20 protein-coding genes and 1 pseudogene are annotated in these 25665 nt (G+C 64.0%); 13 read left to right on the top strand and 8 right to left on the bottom strand.

The features are described from left to right. A pseudogene (locus WC739_RS14455) lies at nucleotides 1-77 on the top strand (acyltransferase); the annotation flags it as partial. A gap of 48 nt (nucleotides 78-125) precedes the next feature. Here WC739_RS14455 and WC739_RS14450 read toward each other — a convergent pair. From WC739_RS14450 to WC739_RS14430, 5 genes are all read right to left on the bottom strand, one after another. After that, complete coding sequence (locus WC739_RS14450) at nucleotides 126-1391, bottom strand: O-antigen ligase family protein (protein WP_372953717.1); 1266 nt, start codon at nucleotides 1389-1391, stop codon at nucleotides 126-128. 220 nt (nucleotides 1392-1611) lie between these two features. Continuing rightward, a complete protein-coding gene (locus WC739_RS14445) occupies nucleotides 1612-2439 on the bottom strand; it encodes an SDR family NAD(P)-dependent oxidoreductase (RefSeq protein WP_372953716.1) in 828 nt (275 codons plus the stop codon). Nucleotides 2440-2544: 105 nt separating this feature from the next. Then, complete coding sequence (locus tag WC739_RS14440; protein ID WP_372953715.1) at nucleotides 2545-3039, bottom strand: acetone carboxylase subunit gamma; 495 nt, start codon at nucleotides 3037-3039, stop codon at nucleotides 2545-2547. Continuing rightward, the gene (locus tag WC739_RS14435; RefSeq protein ID WP_372953714.1) at nucleotides 3036-5240 is read right to left on the bottom strand and encodes a hydantoinase B/oxoprolinase family protein; all 2205 of its coding nucleotides are present in this window, start codon (nucleotides 5238-5240) and stop codon (nucleotides 3036-3038) included. Before WC739_RS14435 ends, WC739_RS14440 begins: the two co-directional genes overlap by 4 nt. A 13-nt stretch (nucleotides 5241-5253) precedes the next feature. Beyond that, entirely contained in the window at nucleotides 5254-7413 is a 2160-nt protein-coding gene (locus WC739_RS14430) for a hydantoinase/oxoprolinase family protein (protein WP_372953713.1), read from the bottom strand. A 112-nt stretch (nucleotides 7414-7525) separates the two neighbouring features. Between WC739_RS14430 and WC739_RS14425 the strand changes: the two genes are divergently transcribed. The 8 genes from WC739_RS14425 (at nucleotide 7526) to WC739_RS14390 (ending at nucleotide 18047) form a co-directional block, all read left to right on the top strand. Next, entirely contained in the window at nucleotides 7526-8245 is a 720-nt protein-coding gene (locus WC739_RS14425; RefSeq protein ID WP_372953712.1) for a LuxR C-terminal-related transcriptional regulator, read from the top strand. A gap of 124 nt (nucleotides 8246-8369) precedes the next feature. Further along, entirely contained in the window at nucleotides 8370-9119 is a 750-nt protein-coding gene (locus WC739_RS14420; RefSeq protein WP_372953711.1) for an SDR family NAD(P)-dependent oxidoreductase, read from the top strand. 112 nt (nucleotides 9120-9231) lie between these two features. Further along, the gene (locus WC739_RS14415) at nucleotides 9232-10677 is read left to right on the top strand and encodes a glycosyl hydrolase (RefSeq protein WP_372953710.1); all 1446 of its coding nucleotides are present in this window, start codon (nucleotides 9232-9234) and stop codon (nucleotides 10675-10677) included. Continuing rightward, nucleotides 10670-12001, top strand: coding sequence for a glucoamylase family protein (locus WC739_RS14410; RefSeq protein ID WP_372953709.1), 1332 nt, complete (start codon nucleotides 10670-10672; stop codon nucleotides 11999-12001). The genes WC739_RS14415 and WC739_RS14410 overlap by 8 nt, the downstream gene beginning before the upstream one ends. Then, nucleotides 11991-13520 carry a mercuric reductase gene (locus WC739_RS14405; RefSeq protein WP_372953708.1) on the top strand — a complete coding sequence of 510 codons (1530 nt, stop codon included), beginning with the start codon at nucleotides 11991-11993 and terminating at the stop codon, nucleotides 13518-13520. Before WC739_RS14410 ends, WC739_RS14405 begins: the two co-directional genes overlap by 11 nt. 127 nt (nucleotides 13521-13647) lie before the next feature. Then, a complete protein-coding gene (locus WC739_RS14400) occupies nucleotides 13648-14298 on the top strand; it encodes a bifunctional DNA primase/polymerase (protein WP_372953707.1) in 651 nt (216 codons plus the stop codon). Next, complete coding sequence (locus WC739_RS14395) at nucleotides 14295-16439, top strand: glycosyltransferase (protein WP_372953706.1); 2145 nt, start codon at nucleotides 14295-14297, stop codon at nucleotides 16437-16439. Before WC739_RS14400 ends, WC739_RS14395 begins: the two co-directional genes overlap by 4 nt. 39 nt (nucleotides 16440-16478) lie before the next feature. Beyond that, nucleotides 16479-18047 carry a glycosyltransferase gene (locus tag WC739_RS14390; RefSeq protein WP_372953705.1) on the top strand — a complete coding sequence of 523 codons (1569 nt, stop codon included), beginning with the start codon at nucleotides 16479-16481 and terminating at the stop codon, nucleotides 18045-18047. Nucleotides 18048-18075: 28 nt separating this feature from the next. Here WC739_RS14390 and WC739_RS14385 read toward each other — a convergent pair whose 3' ends face one another. The 3 genes from WC739_RS14385 to WC739_RS14375 form a co-directional block, all read right to left on the bottom strand. Further along, nucleotides 18076-18858, bottom strand: coding sequence for a glycosyltransferase family 2 protein (locus tag WC739_RS14385; protein WP_372953704.1), 783 nt, complete (start codon nucleotides 18856-18858; stop codon nucleotides 18076-18078). A gap of 51 nt (nucleotides 18859-18909) precedes the next feature. Further along, nucleotides 18910-19887 carry a hypothetical protein gene (locus tag WC739_RS14380; protein WP_372953703.1) on the bottom strand — a complete coding sequence of 326 codons (978 nt, stop codon included), beginning with the start codon at nucleotides 19885-19887 and terminating at the stop codon, nucleotides 18910-18912. A 213-nt stretch (nucleotides 19888-20100) separates the two neighbouring features. Then, nucleotides 20101-21540: an aldehyde dehydrogenase family protein gene (locus tag WC739_RS14375; protein WP_372953702.1), complete on the bottom strand. Its 1440-nt coding sequence runs from the start codon at nucleotides 21538-21540 to the stop codon at nucleotides 20101-20103. Between the two features lie 250 nt (nucleotides 21541-21790). Between WC739_RS14375 and WC739_RS14370 the strand changes: the two genes are divergently transcribed. The 4 genes from WC739_RS14370 to WC739_RS14355 all read left to right on the top strand — a co-directional run. Then, on the top strand, nucleotides 21791-22450 hold the full coding sequence (locus tag WC739_RS14370) for a TetR/AcrR family transcriptional regulator (protein ID WP_372953718.1): 660 nt from the start codon (nucleotides 21791-21793) through the stop codon (nucleotides 22448-22450). A gap of 207 nt (nucleotides 22451-22657) precedes the next feature. Beyond that, nucleotides 22658-23911, top strand: a complete 1254-nt coding sequence (locus WC739_RS14365; protein ID WP_372953701.1) for a sarcosine oxidase subunit beta family protein — start codon at nucleotides 22658-22660, stop codon at nucleotides 23909-23911. A gap of 68 nt (nucleotides 23912-23979) precedes the next feature. After that, a complete protein-coding gene (locus WC739_RS14360; RefSeq protein ID WP_372953700.1) occupies nucleotides 23980-24246 on the top strand; it encodes a sarcosine oxidase subunit delta in 267 nt (88 codons plus the stop codon). Continuing rightward, a partial coding sequence (locus WC739_RS14355) for an FAD-dependent oxidoreductase (RefSeq protein ID WP_372953699.1) occupies nucleotides 24243-25665 on the top strand: 1423 nt, incomplete at its 3' end. The genes WC739_RS14360 and WC739_RS14355, both read left to right, overlap by 4 nt.

The following is a 25665-nucleotide window of genomic DNA, read 5'->3' as shown; positions in this document are numbered from 1 at the left end:
TTGGAGCAGGATCCGTGGTGACCAAGAGTGTGCCGCCGCGCAGCCTGGTTGCGGGAAACCCCGCGCGCATTATCCGTGAGATCGCGGCATCGCCAGAATACGTGCGTCTTTAGAACGGTTCCTGCTCAAGCCTGTGCCGGCTTTGCTTCCGCAAGGCCAACCGGAACCCGGCGGCGCTGGGCGACCGGCACCGGCGCAAGCCTGAAATAGCTGTAATACAGCAGGAACGACCCCATGATGTAGGGGTTGAGGATGTCGACCTCGACGAAAGACCGTATCAAGAGCAGCACCATCACACCGGCCAGGACAACGGAATCGGCCTGCCAGGTCTTGAGTACGACGGCCGCGAGGTGGCCGAAGAGTGTGCGAAGGATGATCAGCGAGACCAGCACCGCGCCGACAAAGCCAAGCTCCACCAGGGCTTCGATGTAGGTATTGTGGAAATGGAAACCGGTGCGGGCGGTGATGTAGAACTCGTTCCACAGCCGCTCGGCCTCGGAGAAACCCTGAACCCAGTACGCGGCGTAGCCGACGCCGAGGACCGGCGATTTCCAGGCCGCGTTCCAGCCCTGTCCCCACAAATAGGTGCGTCCCGTCAGCGTGGAATCCTTGCCGAAGATGCCGAGGACGAAATCCATCAGCCCCAGATTGAGAGCGACGACGGCGACGACGGCCAGCAGGCCGGCGCCGACGAGGACCAGCACACGACGATAGCGCCGCGACAGCACCTTGCTCATGGCAAGCAGCGCGACCAGCGCCAGCACGGCGGGTATCGAGGCTATCGAGGTGGCCGAATGCGAAATGACCAGGATATAGGCCGACAACAGCAAGACAGGCGCCATCAGGATCAGGCCCAGCCGGCCTCGCCTGTAGAAGGCGAGAAACACCACGCCGAAATAGAGACCGAGCGAGCCGACGAAGCCGACCTGGTTCTTCGAGGCGAAGGCTCCGACGAAATTGTAGGTGCCGTCAAGAACGTCGGCGGAATAGGCCCCGACCTTCAGTGAGTAGAGCAGGACGGCGAATATTCCAACCAAGGCACCGATTGTCAGGGTACGCACGCTGACAGTGCGCGCCGCAATGTAGGCGCAGACGATGTGGGAGAAATACTGGACCCCGGTCCGCGCGGTCATCCCGGGCGCCGCCGACCAGAAGATCGAAAGGCAGACATAGGCCGCGAACAGGAGCGGCAGCCAGGCGCTGGACAGATGCCGCATGAACCGCCGGTGGTCGACCAGGATGAGAGGGAGCCAGACCGCATAGTAGGCAAGGATCAGCAACTGGCCGAAGACCACCGAGTAGGAAAACGTCCACACCGACACGGCCACGGCAAAACTGCCATAGACCGAGTTCTTCCCGGGATCGACCAGGATGGACTTGGGAATCTTCATCTCAGGACCGGCTCGGTGCGACCCGCGGAAGGCGAGCCGGGCGCCGGCTGGCAAAGTCGCGAACAAGGGCGAGCAATAAGCGGCGTCTCCATTGTGCAGTGCAATATAGACTATCGCGCCCGACACTCAATGGCTAATCCGGTCACCTTGTCTTACAGCCCGGTGAAATGCGGAGAGGTCAGCCAGCCGACTGGATCAGTTCGGTCGATTCGCCATGACGCTACCAGAGGGCTCCGCCGGTGACCTGGATGTTCTCCATGGTGATACCCTTGGCAAGATCCGAGCACAGGAAGACGGCCAGGGCCGCTATCTCCCGCGGCTGCAGCACGCGCTGCTGCGGATTGCCGCTGGCGATCTCGTCCATCGCTTCCTCCACGCTGCGCCCCCTGCCCTCGCGCTCGACGACTTGAGCGACGTTGCGGCGCATCAGTTCCGTCTCGACCCAGGTCGGGCTGATCATGACGCAGGTGACCCCGTGGGCCGCCCCTTCCAGCGCCACGCAGCGTGTGAGACCGAGAAGTCCTGCCTTTGACGCGCAGTAGGCGGGATTGTCCTTCCAGCCGACGGTAGCTGCGGTCGAGCCGATATTGACGATGCGGCCCCAGCCGCGCTCGATCATGCCGGGCAGGACGGCGCGCGTGACGCGGAAGGCGCCGTTGAGGTTGGTGTCGACGATCTTGTCCCACAGAGCATCGGAATGGCCGCAAACCGGCTGCTCGGCGGTGGTGCCGGCGGCATTGACCAGGATGTCGACCGGGCCGATCGCCGCCTGCGCTTCGGCGGTGAACAGGTTGGTTATCTCGGTATCGCGGACGTCGAGATGAGCGGCATGAACCTTGGTTCCGTGCGCTGCGAGAGCCGCGCGCACGCGCTCGATCTCGTCGGCGCCGGGATAGTAGGCGGCATCGGACCTGTCGGCACCGGCGGGCGCGACGTAGGAGCCGACGGCGACATTCGCCCCGGCCTGTGCCAACGCCGTGGCTATCGCGAAGCCCATGCCGGAAAAACCACCGGTGACGACCGCGCCGCGGCCGGATAGATCTGTCATGGCTCGCATCCTCCAATCAATTCGCACCAGACAATCAGGCCGGCACCGGCTTGTCGATCAGGCGTTGGCGCCGTCATAGCCACCGCCGCGACGCGGTTCACCGGATCAGCCTGCTTGAAGCGGCCTGCCCAGCCATTCGCGATAGAAGCCTTCGAGGTCGGGCTCGAAATCATGGACGATCGGATAGCCGGGCGCGGCGGCCTCGACCTCGTGCAGCGTGCCGCATTGCGGGCAGATGAACTCGCGGATTTCCATCCATTGCGGATCGGGAAGATCGCTGTTGGGATAGATCTCGCGCAACGCCTCCTCGGTGTTGCGCACGTTGATCGAGGCGTTCAGCTTCCAGTTCTTGCGGTAGTCGCCGAAGGAATGACCGCACTCGCAGCGAGTAATGCGTTCCTCGCCACTCTGGCAGATGAACAGATGGTCCGAGACCGGCAGCAGGATCGGGTCCTTCCAGGCAACGCGGTCCTGGTAGACGGCGACCATCTTGAAGAAGCGGTCATCGTCCTTGTAAGCGCTCATGATGCGCTTTGTCTGCGGCCAGGGCAGCTGGCCGGCGGCCAGATCGGCAAGGACTTCCTTGCTGTACGAGGTCATGGCTTTGCTCCCGGCGTAAAGATGGACGTGGCGTCGACGTTCCAGAACTCGCTGAAATCCCTCGTGAAGCGCGACGACAACTTGATCGCGCTGGCGTACATTTTCTTCACCTCGGGGGCGAAGTCCCCCTTCTCGACCCGGTCGCGTTCGGCGGCGATCCAGTCCGAAACCGGGATCGCCTTGGCGAGGCGCTGCTTGCGCATGACGGCGCGGCGTTCGACCGTGGCGTCGATATCGGCAACCGGATACCCCTCTTCATCGTCCTTCAAAATGATGCCGAAAACCTGCTCGGCCGCCTGACGGGTGAGAAAACCATTCTCGACATCCCACGCCGTCTTGATGGGATCGCGCTCCAGCACGTCGCCGTAGCCGCCGCCGCCATTGTAGGAATGGCTGAAGATGTCACCGGATTTGTGCGGCGATGTGATGTAGGGGCCTTCGACCACAATGTGGTCGCCGCCGATGTTCCGCTCGTAATCCGAAACATGCGGGTCGATGCCGGGCGCATGCGCCAGCGGTTCGCCTTTTGCCGCCAGTTCATGGATGTTGGAATTGCGCACCGCGCGGTGCTTCTGGCAGGTCGGCGCCGGATAACCGCCGCACATGCCGGCATTGTCGAACACGCGCGAGGAGTGCTCCGAGGTGTGCAGCCGCAGATGCGGGGTCTTGTTGATCAGCCAGGTCGAGACGAAGGAACAGCCGCCGCGATATTTGCCAGCGCCGCCCGAATTCGGCACGATAGAGCGGCCGATATAGACCATCGGCATCGACTGCTCCCAGACCTCGATGTTGCCCATGTCGGACTCCGGGTTCCAGCCGACATAGGCGGTGTCCAGCCCGTCCTTGATGGCCAGCGCGCCGGAGCCGGCGGCGGCGCATTCGAAATGCGCCATGCCGAACGGCGTGCCGTACTGGCTTTCGCCGCCCATCTCGATCATCGGGCTGTTGACCTGGCCGACAAAGGCTTCCTCGACGAAGCCACGGGCGATGAAGCCGCGCGACAAAAGCCGCTGGAAGACGCCGTAGGCGGGCAGCAGCAGCGCCCATGAGGTGGCGGTCGCCACCATCTCGTTGTCGGGGTTGGTCCAGGTGCCGTGCGGCAGTTTCAGCTCGGTCGCCATCCAGGCGCCGTCATTGACCAGGCCTTCGAAATTCATGTGCTGGGTCAAGGTGACGAACATGCCGCCATCCATGCCGGCCGGCGTGCAGTTCATCGAATGGTAGCCCCAGGGCTGCGTGCCCTCGAAATCCATGGTGATCTTGCCGTCGGTGGTGATCTCCATCTCGATCGGGATGTTGTAGAGCCAGTCGGGATCGCCAAGCAGCTGGAAACCCGGCTTTCCCGCTGTGACATGGCCGTAGAAGGTGTGGCCGCGATAGATGCCGGGCACAGTGAGCTGGCGGGTGCGGGCGAGCTGGGCGCGGCGGCCTTCCTCGATGAACTCCTTCGACACCTTCATCCAGTAGTCGAGGCCGATCTCGGAGATCAACTGCTGGACGCTTTCGCGCATATCGATGCAGGAGGCCACCTTGGCCTTCTCGTCGAGCACCCAGTAAATCGGCATGCGCAAATTACGCTCGCAGCGGATGACATAATCGCGGCGGATCTCGTCATTCTCGCCAATCTTCTCGGCGCAGACGAACAGGCCTTCGGTGAAGCGCTCCTGGGCGAGGCAGACGTCCCCGCCGGGTGTGATGCCGCCGGCTTCCAGCTCGTGGCAAACGGCGCCCGCCCAGCCGACCAACGTGCCCTCATGGAAGATCGGCACCACGTCCATGACGTCAGGCACCTGAACGGTGCCGATGAAGGCGTCGTTGTTGGCGAAGATGTCGCCTTCACGGATTTTCGGGTTTTCCTCGTAATTGTTCTTGATCATCCATTTGATGAAGCGGCTCATCGTATGGACATGCACCATGATGCCGTTGGACAGCGCGATGGCGTCGCCCTCCGGCGTGTAGATGGCGACCACCATCTCGCCGACCTCGCGCACGCCGGGCGAGGCCGAGATGCGGCGGGCCATCTCGCGTGCCGAGACGCAATAGGCGCGCAGCTTGGTGTGCAGCGTCTCGAATTTCAGCGGGTCCTGGTTGCGCAGCGTCAGTTCCGTGATGCCGTCATAGCAGCCGGTTTCTTCCATCAGCCGCTCGGAATCGAGCAGTCTTTCGCGAAGGCGCAGGGCCGAGGCAGGTTTGTCCAACATGGCGGTCGCCCTCTCAAGCGTGGGTGTAGTGCAGCAGCGTCCATTCATCGACATGGACACGGTCCTGCGGATGAACGACGAGCGTGGTGGCGGGATGTTCGATGATGGCCGGACCGATCACTTCATGGCCGGGCTGCAGCAGGTCCATCTCGTAGAGATTGGCCTTGTGCCAGCGCCCGCCAATATAGGCCTCGCGCACGCCCTTGTGGGCCGCCGCCGGGTCAGACCTGCCGAGCGGTCGCTTGAGCAGCACCGGCTTGACCTTGTCGGCGGTGGCGATAAGCCCGAGCTCGGTGATGGTGAAGCCGGCCTCGCCATAGCGCGACACACGATGGTTGACCTTGGCGTAGACCGCCTCGAACTCGTCGATCACCTTGCGCATGTCTTCGGCCGAGTTGACCTCGGCGAGCGGCGCCATGACCTCGACGTCTTCAAGCTGGCCGGTGTAGCGCATCATCAGGAACGGCACGGTCCTGATCTTTTCTCTGGTGTGCACGTCGCTGATCATCTCGTCGACCGCTGCCCTGGTGAGGTCATTCCAGACATTGGTGACTTTTTTGCCGAACGCGAGCAGTTCGTCATCGCTTGCCCTGGCCCCGATGTCGTGCTGCGTCGACACCGAATGGCGGCGCATGAAATCGGCGGTGGTGCAGCCGAAGGCCGAGAAGGCGGCGGCGAACTGGAAGGTGATGATGTCCTTGAAGCCGATGCCCCTGGAGCAGCCGGCGAGATGCAGCGGGCCGGAGCCGCCATAGGAAAGCAGCGTGAATTCGGAGGGGTGGATGCCCTGGCCTGAGATGACGCGCCGAAGCGCGTTGTTGGCGTCGGCCTCCAGCATGTCGATCATGCCCTCGGCGGCCTCCTCGACGCCGACGCCAAGGATGCTGGAGCACTTTTCCTCGAACGCCTTGCGCGCCTTATCGACCTGCAGGACGACCTTGCCGCCGAGGAAATAATACGGGTTGAGGCGGCCGAGGATGGCGTCGCAATCGGCGATGGTGGGTTCGGTGCCGCCCTTGGCGAAGCAGATCGGGCCGGGATCGGAGCCAGCGCTTTCCGGCCCGAGCGAGACCTTCCTGGTCAGCGGATCGACCTTGAGGATCATGCCGGCGCCGGCGCCGATCGTGTCGAGATGCAGGGTCGGCACATTGAGCTTGAAACGGTCCATCAGCGGCTCGTTCTCGATCCGGGTCTGTCCGCGCGAGATGACGCCCATGTCGAATGAAGTGCCGCCCATGTCCGAGCAGATCAGAGAATCGTTGCCGATCAGCTTGCCGACATAGGCCGCGCCCAATATGCCGCCGATCGGGCCGGAGATCATGGTCTCGTGCAAGCGCGGATGGTTGATCGAGGTCAGGCCACCGAAGGAGAGCAGCGTCTGCACGCCATACTTGAAGCCGTATTTCTTCGAGACATCCTCGATGCCTTTCAGCTGCTTGCGGCCGCGCGAGGTGGCATAGGCCTCGATCAGCACCGAGTTCAGCCGCGACTGCTCGCGGATGACCGGGCGGACCTCGTGGCTGGTGTAGACGAGAATGTCGGCGCCGGCCTTTGCGATCTCCTCGCGGCAGATCTCGGCGATGCGCTTCTCGTGCACCGGATTGACGTGTGAGAAGATGGTCATGATGCAGATCGCCTCGACCTTGTCGGCGATCAGTTTCTGGGCGGCGGCCGCAACCTCATGCTCATAGAGCGGCAGCACAATATCGCCGAACTGGTCGATACGCTCGGTGACGCCATGGGTACGGCGGCGCGGCACCAAGGGATCGGGGTGGTGATGCGTCACCGCATGCAGCCGGTCGGCATAGGAATAGTCGGCCCAGGCCTGCAGGCCGCGACCCATCAGGATCATGTCTTCCAGGCCCTTGGTGGTGATCAGGCCAAGCCGGCGGCCGGTGCGCGACAGCAGCGTGTTGAGCATGCCGGTGCCGGAATAGAGCACGACGTTGACGCCGGAGAACAGAGAGTCCAGCGAGATGCCCCAGGCGTCGGCGGCGTCCTCTGCCGAAGCCAGGAAACCCTCGGCTTCGTTCTTCGGCGTGGTCGCCGACTTGCCGATCTTGAAGTGCCCGTCCTGATCGACAAGGATCGTGTCGGTCATGGTGCCGCCGGCGTCGATGCCGATGACGATCGGGTTGCCGACGATAGGGGCGGTGAGGTTGGGTTGGGTCACGGTCGCCTCGGGATTGGGTCTAGGATGACGCAAGGCTAGATTCGTTGGGCGGGCTTGCGCCATATGCCTAAAGACACAATGACGGTTGGGCCGACATCGCCCAGAAAAGGGCATGCGCATGGGCAATATCTGGGCGCCGCTCGCCAGGGCGATCGCCGCGACCGGCACGGACAGGCATGTCGACTGCCTGATCGACCTGATCGGCGCCGACATCGAACACGACCTCGTCACCGTGACGCGCTATTCGGCAACGCAGACACCGGAATTCGTCAAGCACCGGCGCTTCTCGGACGAGATGGTCCGGCGCGAGCGGAGGCTCGGCATCATGCCGCTGAAACGCCTTGCCGACGACGAGGCCAAGCGCGGCCAGTACATAGCCGGCTTCCTGGCGCAGTCGGAGATCTGCGACGAGGTCGGCATCATGCTGGCCGATGGCGGCGACTGGTGCCTCGGCATCTTCCTCGACCGCTCGACATCCACTTTCAAGGACAGCGAGATCGCCCGGCTGGATGAGCGTCTGCCGGTATTCGAGGCGTTGCACGCCCTCGACATCACGGCACGCGGAGCCGAGTTCTCCCGCACATCGGCGCCGACAGTGCCCGGCGCCTCGCCCCGGCAGGAACCGACCATCCCTGTGAGCCTGTGGCCGGAGCTGTCGCTGCGCGAGCGGGAGCTGGTCCAGCTGATCCTGGCCGGTCATCCGACGGCCAACATCGCCGACCGTCTCGGCATCACCGTCGGCACGGTCAAGAACCATCGCCGGCGCATCTATGAAAAGCTCGACATCACCACCGAGCGCGAACTGTTCCTGCAGTTCTTCCAGCACCGATAGGGCCGCAGGCTTCCACGTCGCTCGGTCTTCTCCTGGCCCAGTAATATCCCGTTGCCGCGACCTATCCTGCCTTGAACTTGGGCGCGGTTGACTTCACATTCGCCGCCAATCGGGAGGAGAGCACATGGCAAATTTCGCGGGACGGTTCACGGGTCGGTCGGCCGTCATCACAGGCGGGGCGGCGGGCATCGGCCTGGCCGTCGCGCAGAGGATCGTCGACGAAGGCGGACGCGTCTGCGTCTGGGACCGCGACCCGGCCCAGATCGAGCAGGCCAAGGCACTTGTCGCCGGGCTGCAAGGCGTGGTGATCGATGTCGCCGATGCAGCGGGCGTCGAGAGCGCCGCCGCGCGAACGATCGAAGCCCTTGGCGCGGTCGATATCCTGGTCACCAGCGCCGCCATCACGGGGCCGAACATGACGACCTGGGCCTATTCGGTGGAGGATTGGCGCAGGGTCATCGACATCAACGTCAATGGCATCTTCTACTGCAACAAGGCGATCGTGCCGCACATGATCGCGCGCGACTACGGCCGCATCGTCAACATCGCCTCGATCGCCGGCAAGGAAGGCAATCCCAACGCCTCGGCCTACAGCACATCCAAGGCCGCCGTGATCGGGCTGACCAAGTCGCTCGGCAAAGAACTGGCCAAGACCAATGTGACGGTCAACTGCGTCACGCCGGCGGCCGTGCGCACCGCGATCTTCCAGCAGATGAGCCAGGAGCACATCGACTTCATGCTGTCGAAGATACCGATGGCGAGGTTCGGCGAGGTCGAGGAGGTGGCAGCGCTGATCTGCTGGATCGCCTCGGAAGAGTGCTCGTTCACGACCGGCGCCGTGTTCGACGTTTCCGGCGGCCGCGCCACCTACTGAGCACGGCGGCGCAACTACAAATCGGCGTGACCAGGCAACGAATGCAGTGTGGACGCGCTTGTAGTGTTCAACGTGCAGCATGCAATCCGGACACATGCCCTCAGACAATTCCATGAACGCCGTCTTTCGCTGCGATCTCGGCGGCTCGGGCGAAGACTTCCGCCATTTCTGGGAACATACGATCGGCAGTGGCCACGCGACGCTGGCGCTGCGCGCCGATTGGCAGGCGCAGATGCGCCGTGCCCATGACGAGCTTGGCTTTCGCCATGTCCGCTTCCACGGCCTGCTCGACGACGACATGGGCACGCTGATCGACCAGGACGACCAGCCGCTCTACTCGTTCTTCAACGCCGACCAGATCCTCGACTTCCTGCTGTCGATCGGCATGCGGCCCTTCGTCGAATTGAGCTTCATGCCGACTATGCTGTCGTCGAGCAACCAGATCATCTTCCGCTACCGCGCCAATGTCAGCGCGCCGAGGGATCATGGCCAATGGTCGGCCCTGATCACACGGCTTGTCGGCCATTGGGTCGACCGGTATGGCGTCGAGGAGGTGCGAGAATGGTTCTTCGAGGTCTGGAACGAACCCAATCTCCAGGCCTTCGGCAGCGGCAGGCAGGAGGATTATTTCAAGCTCTATGCCAGTACGGCGAAGGCGATCAAATCCATCGACATCCGGTTGAAGGTCGGCGGACCGGCGACCGCAGCCAATGCCTGGATCCCGGACTTCATTGCATTCTGCACCGGGAATGCCCTTGCGGTCGACTTCATCAGCACGCATCACTATCCCACCGACGCCTTCGGCAAACCGGGAGACGATACCGAAACCCAGCTTGCCGAAAGCAGGAGGAGCGTCTTGCGCGACGAGGCGCGGATTGCGCGGGGCCAGGCAGGCAACCGGCCGCTCTACTACACGGAATGGTCCACCTCCTCGAACCCGCGCGACCCGATGCATGACGAGCCCTACGCTGCCGCCTTCATCGTCAAGACGGTTATGGAGGCGAGAGGCCTGGTCGACGGTTACAGCTACTGGACCTTTTCGGACATCTTCGAGGAGAACTATTTTCCGTCCCTGCCCTTTCACGGCGGTTTCGGCCTGATGAACCTTCACGGCATCGCCAAACCGGCTTACCGTGCCTTCCAGATGCTGCATGGACTTGGCCATGAAATCCTGCCGGTGGAGGGCAACCATCCAACCCTGGACAGCTGGTGCGTCCGTGACGGGAATTCGCTGACCGTGCTGATCTCGAACTTCGCCCTGCCACGTCATCCCATCGGAACCGAAACTGTGCATGTCGAACTGCACGATGCCATGAAGCCCGCCATGGCGACCGTGCGGCGAATCGATGCGGAAACCGCCAACGCCAAGGCGCTGTGGGAGACGATGGGAAGACCGGACTATCTCAGTCCGGCAATGGTCGCTCGGTTGCACGAAGCCTCGGCGATGCCGGAACAGCAGCTGCCCGTTACCTGGCGCGACCGCACCCTCGCGTTCGACGTGATCCTCCCGCCTTTGGGAGTCGCGGCCATCAAGATGGAGTTTGCATCGCTTGCTTAGAGCAGAACCCGCCGCGCTGTCCGACGACGATCTGCTGGACCGCTATCAGCGCGCCGCCTTCGACTATTTCCGCGAAAACGTGAACCCGGAGAACGGGCTGGTCGCCGATACGTCGCGGCCGAATTCGCCGGCCAGCATCGCCGTCGTCGGCTTTGCCCTGTCGTGCTATCCGATCGGCGTGGAGCGCGGCTGGATGACGCGCGATTCGGCCGCCGAGTTGACACTCGCGGCGCTGCGCTTCTTCTGGAAAAGCCCGCAAGGCAATGGCGACGATGTCACCGGCCACAAGGGCTTCTACTACCACTTCCTCGACATGCGAACCGGCCGCCGCGTCTGGCGCTGCGAACTGTCCATGGTGGACACGGCATTGCTGGTCGCCGGCATGCTCGTGGCGGGCAGCTATTTCTCCGGTGACAACGAGGAGGAGCGTGAAATACGGGAACTGGCCGAAGCGCTGTACCGACGCGTCGACTGGCGATGGGCACAGGGAAGCACCCCGACCTTGCGGCAGGGCTGGAAGCCGAAGAGCGGCTTTTTGCACTATGGCTGGGAAGGCTACAATGAAGCGACGATCCTGTACGTCCTGTCGATGGCCTCGCCCGACAGCCCGAGTTCGGACGACAGCTACTCAGGGTGGACGGCCACCTATCAGTGGGAAAACATCTACGGCTACGATGTGCTCTATGGTGGCCCGCTGTTCATGCACCAATTCTCGCATGCCTGGATCGATTTCGCCGGCATCCGCGATGCCTTCATGCGCGAGAAGGATTCGGACTATTTCGAAAACAGCCGCCGAGCGACCTACCTGCACCGCGACTATGCGCGCCGCAACCCTTACGATTTCAGCGGCTATGACGAGAACCTTTGGGGACTTTCGGCGGGCGACGGGCCAGGTGGCTTCCGGGCCAGCATCGAGCGCCGGCGGCACCGGTTTTCGGGCTATGCCGCGCGCGGCGCGCCTTTCGGACCGGATGACGGAACCATCGCGCCATGGTCTTATCTGGCGTCGCTGCCTTTCGCCCCGGACATCTGCATCGCGGCCCTGCGTCATCTTGGCGATCGCTACGCTGGGGTGGTCGACAATTTCCGGCTGCCGAGCGGCTTCAACCCAACATTGGCGAACCGCCGGAAGTTCGGCCGGCACGGCTGGGTATCGGAAGGCCATTATGGACTGGACCAGGGCATCGTGGTGATGATGATCGAGAACCACCGCTCACGGCTGATCTGGAAGCTGATGCGGTCCAATCAGCATATTCGTCGCGGCCTGCATAAGGCGGGCTTCACGGGTGGATGGCTGTCGAAGGACGGCGGCGATGCCGCGTGACCGGACAAAGGAAACCGCCTTTCCCGTCGACGGCAGCGACATCAGCCTTGTCAGGACTGCCCACCCGCCCAACTGGAAGAACCCGGAGCCCGACGGCCCCTACAATCTCGTCGTCATCGGCGCCGGTCCGGCCGGGTTGACCGCCGCGCGCGAGGCAGCGGCCCTCGGCGCGAAGGTCGCGCTGATCGAGCGCGGCCTGATCGGCGGCGCCAGCGTCAATACCGGCTGCATCCCGTCCAAGTCGATAATCCGCACGGCCAGGCTCTATGCCGACATGCACGACGCAGAGAATTTTGGCGGCGACACGCCGAAACCCGTCCGCGTCGATTTCCAGCGCGCGATGACGCGGATGCGGCAAATCCGGCAGCGCATCAGCCGGGCCGTCTCGGCCGAAACCCTGGCCTCGGAGGGCATCGACCTCTATTTCGGCGAAGGGCGCTTTTCCGGGCCGGACACGATCATGGCCGCGGGAAAAATCCTGCGCTTCAGGAAGGCGATGGTCGCGACGGGTGCGCGTGCGAGCCTGCCGGCGATTCCGGGCCTCGTGGAGGCCGGCTATCTCAGCAACGAAACCATGTTCGATCTGGTCGACTGCCCAAAGCGGCTTCTGGTCATCGGCGGCGGACCGCTTGGTTGCGAAACGGCGCAAGCCCTCTGCCTGCTCGGGGCGGAGGTCATCCTGGCGCAGAACGATCCGATGTTCCTGCCCGGCGAGGAACGCGACGCCGCCCAAATCCTTTCGGACGCGCTGGCGCGCGAAGGGGTGGAGGTCCGCCTCAACACCGAGGTGGTGGCGGTGCGCGCCGAGGGTGGTCGGAAACTCGCCGACCTTGTGCGGGACGACGAGACGATGACGATTTCCATCGACGAGATCGTCACCGGCATCGGCCGGTCGCCCAATGTGGATGGTCTCGACCTGGAGAATGCCGGGGTGGCCTACGACGCCGACGGCATCAGGGTGGACGATTATCTGCGAACCACCAATCCGCGCGTCTATGCGGCGGGCGATGTCTGCCTCAAGCACAAGTTCGCCCATACCGCCGAGGCGTCGGCCCGCATCGTCGTCCAAAACGCCTTGTTTCTTGGGCGCTCGCGCCTGAGCAAGCTGGTCGTTCCGTGGTGCACCTATACCGATCCGGAGATCGCCCATGTCGGCGTCTATCCGGCGGAGGCCCGCCAGGACGGCATCCCGGTCAAGACCTACACGGTGCTTATGCACGATGTCGCCCGTGCGGTGATGGATGGCGAGGAGGAAGGCTTCGTCAAGATCCATGTCAGGGAAGGGTCCGACCGCATTCTCGGCGCCACCGTCGTCGCCAGGCACGCCGGCGAGATGATCAACGCGGTGTCGCTCGCCATCCGATCGGGCATGGGGCTGCACGCGCTGGCCGATGTCATCCATCCCTTCCCGACCCAGGCACAAGGCATAAAGATGGCCGGCGACGCCTACCGGCGAACCCGCATCACCTCATTCTGGAGGCGCGTGTCGGAGCGCTGGCTCGCGTGGTCGAGACGATGAAGGCGCCTGCGCGGCTCTGCATGTCGAATACCCGGACAGACACCCCGGTGCCATGCATGCTGCTCGACGGAACCCTTTTAGCGCATAGACGGTTGCCAAGACGCCTTGCGCCAATGAAAGACCGGTGATGCTGCCTGGACCGAATACCGACTATGCGATCCAGCTTCTGGCCAAGGGCTACATCTGCATGCCTCTCCGCAGCGGTGGCAAGCATCTCGACCTCGCGGCCATGGACTATGACCCGCTGCATCTGCAGACGCGTCGAAAGAACCTCAAGGAGCTGGCGTTCAGATCGGTGGCCTTCCAGCTGTCGCAGAAGCCGCCGACGAGCGATGACGTCAGGCGCTGGTTCCTGAACCCTTCCGGCAATATCGGGATCGTCGGAGGATACGCGAATCTCCTTGTCCTGGATTTCGACAAGGTCAGCGGCTATCGAGACTGGTCAAGGATGCATCGGTCGCTGGCCGATCGCACGCCCCTGGCCAGGTCGCCCAACGGCTTCCACGTCTATCTGAGAACGGAGGAACCGACCATTTCATCGAGCCTGTATTCCGGCCTGCGCCGGGTCGGCCACGTAAAGGCACTGGGCGGCTATGTGGTTGCCAGCCCGTCGACGCTCAAGGACGGGTCGTCCTATTCCTGGGTCCAGGGCCGGTCGCCATTCGATATCGATCCGCAGCCGATCGCCAGCCTTGCCCAAATTTCGCTTCGCGCCGTCTCGCCGCTCAAACGCGTCTATGACCGGTTGCTCGATCGTGGGTTCTTCGAGGCACAATGAGTGTATCGCAGTCGTCGCCGAAGGACATCAGCGTGGTCATCCCGGCCAGGAACGCCGCGTCGACAATCGACAGCACGCTGCGCAGCCTTGTTGCCGACAAAGCGCTGATCGGCGAAATCCTCTTGGTCGACGACGGTTCCGATGATGGCACCGATCGCGTTTCGATCGAAAGCGCGCGGAGATACGGGCTGCCGCTGGAGGTCTTGAGCATCCGGGTCGGCAGCGCCGGCGCCGCCCGCAACGTCGGCATCGCGCGCGCCAAGGGCAAGTTCATGTTCCTGCTCGACGCGGACGACGAAGTGGTGGCGGGAGGCCTGGAGTCGTTGCACGGCGCGCTCCTGCGTAGTCCCGGCGCCGGCCTTGCGATCGGTGCCAGCATTCGCCGGACCGGCGGCCGCCCCGACAAGCTCAAGCCGCCGCAGGGTTATAGCGATGACCGCGCCGGGAATGCCCGACGGTACCTGCTCAACGAGGCGTGGCCGATCGCGATGGGCAGCGCGCTGGTGGCGGCGCCAGCGACAGCCGAGCTTCGCTTTCCGGAGGGACTGAGCCTGGACGAGGACACATGCTATTGGGCGTCGCTGCTTGCGCGCGTCGACGTGGTGACCGTCCCGGCGGTGGTGCTTGTCTATCATCACGACGAGGCAAGAATGGCGCGACGCTTCATACGCGAGCCTCGCGCGACATTTCTGGCGATGGCGCTGGAGTTCAACAGGCTGGCCCTGCCGGGCGTCGACAGGGAGATCGTTCAGTGGAGAAAAGCCTGGATAGCGCTGCGGATCGCGAGGCAACTCATCAGGCACGGCATGTATGAGGACGCAAGGCGAATGATGCGCGCCGTGCGCGCCCACAAGGGTTTCGGCCGCAGTTGGAAGGCCCTGCAATATCGTGTCCGCATTGCGATCGGAACCCGAACCGGGCTGCGCGCGGGATGCGCAGCGACCAGTTCCGGCACCGGGCGGCGCACGCTGATCGTGTGTAACGATCCCGCCTATCCGCCAACGTCCGGCGCCGATCTGAGAAATCACGGCAATGCCGTGGCGGCGGCAGCATTCGGACCTGTCTGTCTGGTTTCGGTAAGGCCGCATGCGGAGGGGCCGAGACCAGTCGATCCGCCATTCCGGAGCGAGGCGCTGTCGGTGGAAGGCGAGGCCCGCACAGGTTCGATCGGATGGAGGCGCATAAAGGCGGAGCAGCGCGTTTCCCGGTCCGCCCTGGCGCGGCTGGAGAGGCTTGTCCGCGAATTCCAGCCGGATACCGTTGTGGTCGAGGGCATCGGACTGTTCAAGCTGCTGCGGCCTTTGCGGCCGCTGGCCAAACAGCTCATCCTCGACATGCACAATGTCGAATCCGACCTGGCGGGACAGTTGCGCCATGGCGGTGCGGCACGATCCGGCAAGACCATGATCGCCGATGCCCTTGGCATCGAGCGCCTGGAAAGAAAGGCGCTGTCCATCGTCGACAGGGTCTGGGTCTGCTCGAACGAGGATCGCGACAGGCTCGCGGCCCTTGCCCGGCCCGACGTGCCGATCCATGTCGTGCCGAACGGGATTCCGCACGCCGGCGAGATACCCGAGACCCTGCCCGTCGACCCCACGTCCGGCAACGGCTTCCCGGTGATCCTGTTCGTCGGCCATCTCGGCTACGCCCCAAATGTCGATGCCGCCGAGCGGTTGGCCGGTGTCATATTGCCCCGCATCCGGCGGGCCTTTCCCGACGCGCGCCTTGTGCTTGGCGGGCGTCACCCGATGCCCTCCGTGCAGGCGCTGGCCGGCTTGCCGGGCGTCGAGCTTATCGAGGACCCCGAAGACATGGCGCCGCTGCTTTCCGCCGCGCATCTCAGCATCGTGCCGCTCACCGCGGGAGGCGGCACGCGCATCAAGATCCTGGAGGCGATGGCCTGGGGCGTGCCGGTGATCGCGACACCCCTGGCGGCCGAAGGCCTGGGCCTGAATGACTATCTGCTTCTGTCGACCGCAGATGAGGGCCTTGCCGACATGGCCGTCGAACTTTGCCGGGATGGCGAGCGTCGGGCACGGCAGCGCCTGCTGGCGCACCAGGCGGTTTGGGCAAGATTCGGGCCGCGGGCCATTCGCGACGCCGTTGGCGAAGGGATTGGACTGGACAAGACCGCCAAATGACGACTAGCCATCTTCCCAGCATCCATCCATGAGCAGCCAATGATCCCGCCAATCCTGCACCAGACATGGAAGACCGACAGCATCCCCGCGCGCTTCCAGCCCTACGCGGACAGCTGGAAGCGGCACAATCCGGACTGGACGGTAATGCTCTGGAGCGACCGTAAGCTGCTCGAATTCGTTGCCGAGCACTATCCGGATTTCCTGCCAACATTCTGCGATTATGTGAACGGCGTGCAGCGCTCGGACGCGGCCCGCTACATGCTCCTGCATCATTTCGGCGGGGTCTACGCGGATATCGACTGCGAATGCGTGGCATCCTTCGATCCGATCATGAAAGAGAACCGGATCGTGGTGGGCAAGGAACCCGTTTCGCACGCATCCATCCAGTCAGATTTCCGCGGCCTGCCCTATCTCCTGTTCAACGGAACGATGGCGAGCCCGCCCCGGCATCCGTTCTGGATGCATCTGCTGTCGATGATGCCGGGCCTCGCTCATGCCAAGGACGTGCTGGATGCTACGGGACCGTGCCTGCTGACCTCCGCCCAGCGCGGTTTCGGCGATCAGGACGCGTTCGCCATTCAACCTTCCGGCCTGTTCACGCCGGTGTTGACGGGCATGAACCGAAAAGCCGATGACGGGACCGCGGCGCTTTCGATCCATCACTGGGCCGGCACATGGTGGAGGCCGGAGCCTCCGCCGACATGGCGAAGCAAGCTTCGCACCCTGGCGTACCGGCTCCGGCATCACCTGACGCGCGGTCCGCATCTGGATGAGACGGCCGCGAAAGCAAGCGTCAGCAAGGCCGTGCTCGGGGCGCCGCCGCCGTCAGGCCGCAACATCGCGGTTCTGGTGCCGCTTCGGGACGCCGCCGACCTTATCCAACCCTTTCTGGATACGCTGGGCGCACTCGACTATCCCAAGGACAGGATCAAGCTGGTGTTCTGCGAAGGCGACAGCGTGGATGGAAGCTGGGACAGGTTGCGGGCGGCAACGGCAGGATTGGCCGGCGAGTATCGCGACATTGTCCTGCTGCAACGCCATGTCGGCACCAGCCTCGACAGGGTAAAGCGGGCAAAGCCACGCATGCAGCGCGTCAGGCGGGGCGCGATTGCCAAGGTTCGCAATTATCTGATCGATCACGGGCTGGACGATAACGACGATTGGGCGTTGTGGATCGATATCGACGTCTGGCGCTTTCCCGGCGGTGTCGTGGATCGCCTGATCGACACCGGACATCGCATCGCGGTGCCCAACTGCGTGAAGGTTGCCGGCGGCGCCAGCTTCGACCTCAACAACTTCATCATCAGACGGCACGAGAGGGACTATCGCTACTATCGCGACGTACACGGCGGCCTGCACCAGCCGCCCGCGCGCACGGACAGCCGCTATCACCTGAGCGACCTCAGGCATCTCGACATCATCGGCCTGGATGCGGTCGGCGGCACGATGCTGCTGGTCGATGCCGCCCTGCATCGCGGCGGTCTCCGCTTCCCGGAGATTCCCTATCGCGATCTGATCGAAACCGAGGCCTTTGGCTTGCTCGCCAACGATCTCGGCATCAGGCCGGTCGGCCTGCCGAAGCTCGAAATATTACATGTGCCGTGGTGATGGCGCCCCGGTGATGCGCCGGGCCGTTTCACTTTGCCCGTTGGCTAAGACGTCTGGTCAGACGGCGCCAAAGTGACTTGTCTCGCCGCGCCCGCAGCCAGGATGCGGATGGCAGGAAAGCCTGCTGGCGGCTCAGGAGATGGTCGTGCGCGTAGACCAGCGCCGCCGATTGTGCCGGCGAGTCCGGCACAAAACCGCTGCCGTGATCCAGACCACCATAAGGGTGATAGTTCTCACCGTGGATGCCCAGATGCTGAACGCGGCTGCGCGTCGTGGCCGCCAACGGGACTTTCATGGCATTGAACAGCTCGCAGTAGCGGTCGTCGATGTAAGGCTTGCCTCCTACACGCTCAAGCGCCAGTCTCACGAGAGAGCGGTTCCACAGGGTTCCGGCGTTGCCGATCCGGCGCTTGCTGACGAGATCGGGGCCAACCGCATCGCCCGCATGCAGGATCGAATTGTAGAGGCTCAGCAACCCCTCGAAACCTGCCAGCTGCTCAAGGCCGGCGCCAACGGCGTCGCGATTGATGATCATGTCGCTGTCGAGGAACAGCAAATGCTCATGATGTGAAGCCAGGAACGATCGCCAGACTTCCGTGATCATCCCCGAAGCGCCCTTTCGCACGGGCATGCGCTCGAGACTGGCTGAAAGACCCGCATCGCTGATCAGCCTCGCCGTGTCGAGCGTGGGACTCGCGTCGTCATGGACCACGATCTCCGAGCCCTCGGGCAGGATCAATTCGGCGGCCGTGGCAAAGCAATGGCGGACCAACTCCGCGCGCTCGTGGACCGTGATGGCGATGAGAACCATGGCGCACAGCTAGCATGCGACGCTGCGACAATCGATATGCCGTTCCTGGTCTCAGCGCGATGCCAATTCCTGCCGGATGGCTTTCAGATAGGTCTCGGGCCGCAGCCGTTGCCAGAGGTAGCCAGGTTCGGTCAGGGGCTTGAGTCTCTCGACTTCGCGCTCCAGCAGATCGAGGTCCCAAACCTGCCGCCAGTCGTCGACGACAATGACCGGCAGTCCGTCGTAGAGGGGGTTCAGGGGCGAGGTTCTGGTGATGACGATGCAGCCCAGATAGAGCAGCTCCCATGTCCTGTGGCAGTCCAGGCCGTTTCCTTCGGTCGACAGGACCAGCGGATACTGTGAATACAGTTCCCATATCGCTTGCTGCGACACACGGCGCTCGAGGAAATCGACATGGGGGCATCCATGCAGGGCATCGATCAATTCGCGGCGTTGCGTGGAGCCGCGGCTGACGCTGAAATCACAGAAGATCTTGAGCGGCCGGTCCCCCCGATCCCGCTGATCCCGCCGGTCGCGGAGGGTTTCCAGCTGCTTCACCAGGGTCCTCGGCGTCGTGAAGGACCGGAAAGTGTGGAGATCCAGGCCTATGGGGAAAGGCTTGATCCTGGGGTCATCGCCATCGCAATTCTGCGTGTGCCACGATACCAGGAAAGGATTGGCGAGCAGACGATCCACGGTGTCCTTCGCGAGATCCGACGGCACCGAGGCATCGCCATCGGTTGTCAGCAGGGTGAAGGGAGCGTTGATCGTCGGGAGGACAATCCTGGCGAACGTATCGAGATCGCAGCGTTGCGAATCCCTGGCGAGAGTGCTCAGGCGCACCCACACCAGGCCATGCGCGCCAGCGTAGTGCCGGCGGAAGAATGAATCGATCTGTGCCGATTCTGTCGGCGCGCAGCGATACCAGGCCGGCCCGGCGAAATCGCAGAAATGGCCGATGCCCTTCGACCACAGGACGGGCGGAACGCCGAGCAACCTCAGCGACTTGGAATAGACGGTTCGTTTGACCTTTTCCCGCCAGCGCGACATGCCCATCGCCAACGCTAGCCCAGACGTCACCCACGTTGCAATGTCGGCGGATATGTCGGAGCCGGTGGGATCGGGCCAGAAGTCGGTCTCGTTGCCGGTGAGGACGCGAACGACATCGCCTTCGATGACGTGGTGCGGAGACCGGTTGAGCCAGTGACTTGGTCCGCATAGGAGGCCGCCGGCCCGATCGGCCGGCGCCTGGTGAGCTCCCGATCAGCCCGCGAACGTATAGGCCGTCTTCACAGTGGTGTAGAACTCCGCCGCGTAGCGGCCCTGTTCGCGCGGGCCGTAGCTCGACCCCTTGCGGCCACCGAAGGGAACATGGAAATCGACGCCCGCCGTCGGCAGGTTGACCATCACCATGCCGGCCTCCGAATTGCGCTTGAAGTGGGTGGCGTGCTTGAGGCTCGATGTGCAGATGCCAGACGTCAGGCCGAAGGGCGTGTCGTTGGCGACAGCCAGCGCCTCGTCGTAGTCCTTGACGCGGATGACGCTGGCGACGGGGCCGAAAATCTCCTCGCGCGAACTGCGCATGGCATTGGTGGCTTCGGTCAGCAGGGCCGGGCTGAGGTAGAAGCCCGGCGCCTTGCGGTCGAGCCTTTCACCGCCGAAGGCGAGCGTGGCGCCTTCCCTGACGCCGATGGCGATGTAATCCTCGTCCTGCTTCAGCTGGGTCGCATCGACGACCGGACCGATCTGGGTCTGGGCGTCGAGCGCGTCGCCGATGACCAGCTTGCCCAGGCGATCCTTGAGAGCGTCGACGAAGCGGTCATGAATGCCTTCCGTCACGATTAGCCTGGACGAGGCGGTGCAGCGCTGGCCGGTCGAGAAGAAGGCGCCGTTGATCGCGCATTCGACGGCCGTGCCGAGATCGGCGTCGTCAAGCACGACGAGCGGATTCTTGCCGCCCATTTCGAGCTGGAACTTGCGCATGTGCTCGATGCTCGCGGCGGCCACGCGCTTGCCGGTGCCGACCGAGCCGGTGAAACTGATTGCGTTGACATCGGGGCTGTCGAGCATCGCCTGGCCGACCACCGAGCCCTTGCCCATGACGAGATTGAGAACACCCTTGGGCAGGCCGGCGCGGTGCAGGATGTCGACGATGGACCAGGCGCTCTCGGGAACGAGTTCCGCCGGCTTGAAGACGATGGTGTTGCCATGAGCCAGCGCCGGCGCGATCTTCCAGGCCGGAATGGCGATCGGGAAGTTCCAGGGGGTGATGAGGCCAACCACGCCGACCGCTTCCCGCGTGATCTCGACGCCGACGCCGGGCCGCACACTCGGCACGACCTCTCCCGAAAGGCGCAGGGTTTCGCCCGCGAAGAAATCGAAGATCTGGGCGGCGCGAATGGTCTCGCCGATTCCCTCGGCCAAGGTCTTGCCTTCCTCGCGCGCCAGATTGCGGCCGATCTCATCCTTGCGCGCCATGATCTCGTCGGAAGCCTTCTTCAGCACCGCGTGGCGGGCCAGCGGACCGGAGCGGGACCATGAGGGAAACGCCGCCTTGGCCGCCGCGATCGCCTGCTTCGCCTGCTCGGCTCCCGCCGAGGCATATTCGCCCACCACGTCGCCCGTGTCCGAGGGGTTGATGTTGCGCGAACCGGCGTCGCCGACCCATTCGCCATCGATGAGGTTCTTTCGAAACAGGGTCATGAGCTTGTCTTTCCTTGGCTGGCTGGCCGGCCGCGCGGCCGCATCTGTGAATCCGTATTTGACAGACAAATGCCTTGCGGGAAAGCATACAGTGAACCTGTCGCCGCGGCAAAAATTCCAAATACGGGCGACATCTGCGCCTCGATCCGACCAATATCAGCCACACACTATCGGTCTCCGGTAGAATCGACCTGGACATGAGTGTCCATAGCCTTGATTTGCCCGGTTCGGCGTGTCATGCGTCATGGCAATGGAAGCCACCGATACGACGATCCAGCGCGCCGGCGTCAACGGCAACGTCAAGGCCACCCGCGAAGACTGGCTGAAACTGGCGCTTGAAACGTTGATCTCGGACGGGGTGGAAAGCGTGCGCGTGCTGACGCTGGGCCAGAAGCTCGATGTGTCGCGCTCCAGCTTCTACTGGTATTTCAAGAGCCGGCAGGACCTGCTCGACCAATTGCTGGACTACTGGCGGCAGACCAACACACGATTCATCGTCGAACGCGCCAGGCGGCCCTCGAAGACCGTCGTGCGCGGGGTGATGAGCATTTTCGAATGCTGGGTCGACGAAAAGTTGTTCGACCCCCAGCTGGATTTCGCAATCAGGGCCTGGGCCCGCCGCTCGCCCGCCATCAGGCGCGCGCTCGACGAGGCCGACGAGAAGCGCGTCGGCGCCATTCGCGACATGTTCGTGCGTCATGGCTACGACGAGGAAGACGCGTTCATACGAGCCCGGGTGCTCTATTTCATGCAGATCGGCTACTATTCCCTCGAACTCAACGAGCCGATGAGCAGCCGCCTCACCCACGTCGCCTCCTATCTGCGCAGCTTCACCGGCCAGGAGCCTTCGACAGAGGATGTCGAGGACTTCGCGCGCTACGTCAGGGAAACGATTTCGCGGACCCGCTAGCCGCACACCGATCGAAATCCGGATCGCGGCGGCAACTGGACATGTCTGTACAACACCGTTAGGTTTCGTCGCCGTCGGGTATCGATATGCAGTTGACAACCCATGTTCCCGGCGTCGAAAGAAAGGCTCGCTTCATCGCGTTGTCCACGCGAATGATCCTGCAATAACCCGCCCGTCCTTTCACAAATCAGGCCTCTCCGGCACGCCATGACAAGAACTTATTCAGCCCTGTCGCTCTTCAAGGAGGGCCTTGCCGGCCAGACCGGCTGGCAGCCGGCGTGGGGTTCGCCCGAGCCCAAGGCGTCCTACGACGCGATCGTCATCGGCGGCGGCGGACACGGGCTGGCGACCGCCTATTATCTGGCCAGGAACCACAACATCTCCAGGGTCGCCGTGCTGGAAAAGGGCTGGATCGGCGGCGGCAACACGGGCCGCAACACCACCGTGGTGCGCTCCAACTACTATTATCCGGAGAGCGTGGAACTCTACGGGCTGGCGCATCGGCTCTACGAAGGGCTGTCGAAAGACCTCAACTACAATGTGATGCTGTCGCAGCGCGGCATGGTCAATCTGTGCCACTCGACCGCCGAGATGGAGGTCGGCGCGCGCACCGTAAACGCCATGCAGTTGAACGGCATCGACGCGGAGCTGTTTTCTCCCGAGGATGTACGCCGCGTCGCGCCGATCTATAATTTCTCGGCCAATGCCCGTTTCCCCGTCTTCGGCGGCATCTGGCAAGGCCGGGCCGGAACGGCGCGGCATGACGCGGTCGCCTGGGGTTATGCGCGCGCGGCGAGCCGGCTCGGCGTCGACATCATCCAGAACTGCGAGATTACCGACTTCATGATCGAGGGCGGCCGCTGCCGGGGCGTCCAGACGACGCGCGGCTCCATCCGCGCCGATCGCATCGGCATGGCGGTGGCCGGGCATTCCTCGGTGCTGGCGGCCAAGGCGGGCTTCCGGCTGCCGATCAATTCCTACGCGCTGCAGGCCTGCGTCTCCGAGCCGGTCAAGCCGATCCTCGACACGGTGGTGCTGTCGCCCGGCACCGGCGTCTATGTCAGCCAGTCGAACAAGGGCGAGATCGTCATCGGCGGCGGGCTCGACCGCATCCCTTCCTATGCGCAGCGCGGCAATTTGCCGACGCTGGAGGCCGTGATTGCGGGCCTGCTGGAGATGTTCCCGATCTTCGGCCAGTTGAAGCTGATGCGGCAATGGGCCGGCATCGTCGATGTCGTGCCGGACTCCTCGCCGATCATCGGCGAATCGCCGCTCCCCAACCTGTTCCTCAATTGCGGCTGGGGCACGGGCGGCTTCAAGGCCATCCCGGCCGGCGGCACGCTTCTGGCGCAACTGCTCGCCAGCGGCAAGCACAACGACATCAGCCGCCCCTTCGATCTCGATCGCTTCGCCACCGGCCGGCTGATCGACGAAGCGGCCGGCTCCGGCATCGCGCACTGATGCATGTCGCCCAAAAGTGCGCAGCGGTTTTGGGGAAACGACATGCATAAAACCAGGACGACTTTCTAATGCAGCTTTTTCCTTGCCCGTTCTGCGGTCCACGCGACGAGACCGAATTCCACTTTGGCGGCGATGCCGGCAACGCACGTCCGGACGGCGCCGGCGTGCCGACCGAGCGCTGGGCCGACTACCTCTATCTGCGGTCCAATCCAAAAGGCACGGCGCGCGAGATCTGGGTTCACATGAATTGCGGTGAGTTCTTCGTCATGGAGCGTGACACCGTCACCCACAAGGTGCTGTCCGCGAGCGCGCTTGGCGGGGAGCACGCGGCGTGACCGCCTCGCGTCTCGCCACCGGCGGCAGCGCCATCGACCGGTCGCGGCCGATCCGCTTCAGCTTCGACGGCACAACCGTGCATGGCTTTGCCGGCGACACCATCGCCTCGGCGCTGCTGGCCGGCGATGTGGCGGTGGTCGGCCGCAGCTTCAAATATCATCGGCCCCGCGGCATCTGGGGCGCCGGCGTCGAGGAACCGAATGCGCTCGTCGATGTCGGCGGCAGCCTGCCTTCGACGCCGAACACGCGCGCCACGACCGAGCCGGCGCGCGACGGGCTGGTGGCCAGAAGCGTCAACGCCACGCCCAGCGCACAGGCCGACCGCAACGCCTTCCTCGACCGGTTTGCGCGCTTCATCCCGGCGGCATTCTACTACAAGACCTTCATGTGGCCGGATTGGCACATGTTCGAACCGCGCATCCGCGCCATGGCGGGCCTGGGCAAGGTCGACACCGACTGGACTTCGACCGGCATATCGGACCAGATCAACCACCACTGCGACGTGCTGGTGGTGGGTGCCGGACCGGCCGGACTGGCGGCGGCAAGGCTGGCGGCCGGGGCAGGCCTGTCCGTCACGCTGGTCGACGACCAGCGGACGCCGGGCGGATCGCTCGGCCACCGCACCGGCGAGATCGACGGCAAGCCGGCGGCAATTTGGGTGGAGGAGACGGTTGCGGGGCTTGCAGGCGCGGGTCACCTGATCCTGCCTTCGACCACCGCCTTCGGCATCTACGACCACAATCTGGTGGGGCTGAACCAGCGCCATTTCGACGGCCGGCCGGATACGCTGTGGCGGGTCAGGCCGCGCCAGATCGTGCTGGCGACCGGCGCCATCGAACGGCCGCTGCCTTTCGCCAACAACGACCTGCCCGGCATCCTGTCGGCGGATGCGGCGCTCATCTATCTGCGGCGCCATGCGGTGCTGGTTGGCCGCCGCGTCGTCGTCGCCACCAACAATGACAGCGCCTACGAGGTCGCGGGGGCATTGGCCGAAGCTGGAGCCGATGTCACGCTGGTCGACGTCAGGCGTGACGGCATGCCCGATACGCCGGCCAGGGTGCGACTGGTCAAAGGGCGGGCGCTGGCCCGCGCCAGCGGCAGATTGCGCGTCGAGGGCGTGACGCTCGACGATGACACCAGGCTCGGCGCGGATTGCGTGCTGGTGTCGGGCGGCTGGACGCCGACCATCCATCTCTTCGGCCAGGCCAGGGGGAAGCTTGCCTGGAGCGAGCAGCGCGCCGCCTTCCTGCCGGGCGATCCCGTCGACGGCATCACCGTTGCCGGCGCCGCAGCCGGAACGGTCTCGTTGTCGGAGGTGTTCGCCAGCTCGGCGAAGGCTGTCGCATCACTGGCGAAGGCGATCATACCAGCGCCGCGCAGCACCGGGCCGGAGGCGACCGGCGGCATGACCGCCGCTT

The sequence above is a fragment of the Mesorhizobium sp. genome (assembly GCF_041661565.1).
GTDB lineage: Bacteria > Pseudomonadota > Alphaproteobacteria > Rhizobiales > Rhizobiaceae > Mesorhizobium.
The sequence above is the reverse complement of the archived record's forward strand: the minus strand, read 5'-3'. Positions and strand labels throughout refer to the sequence as shown.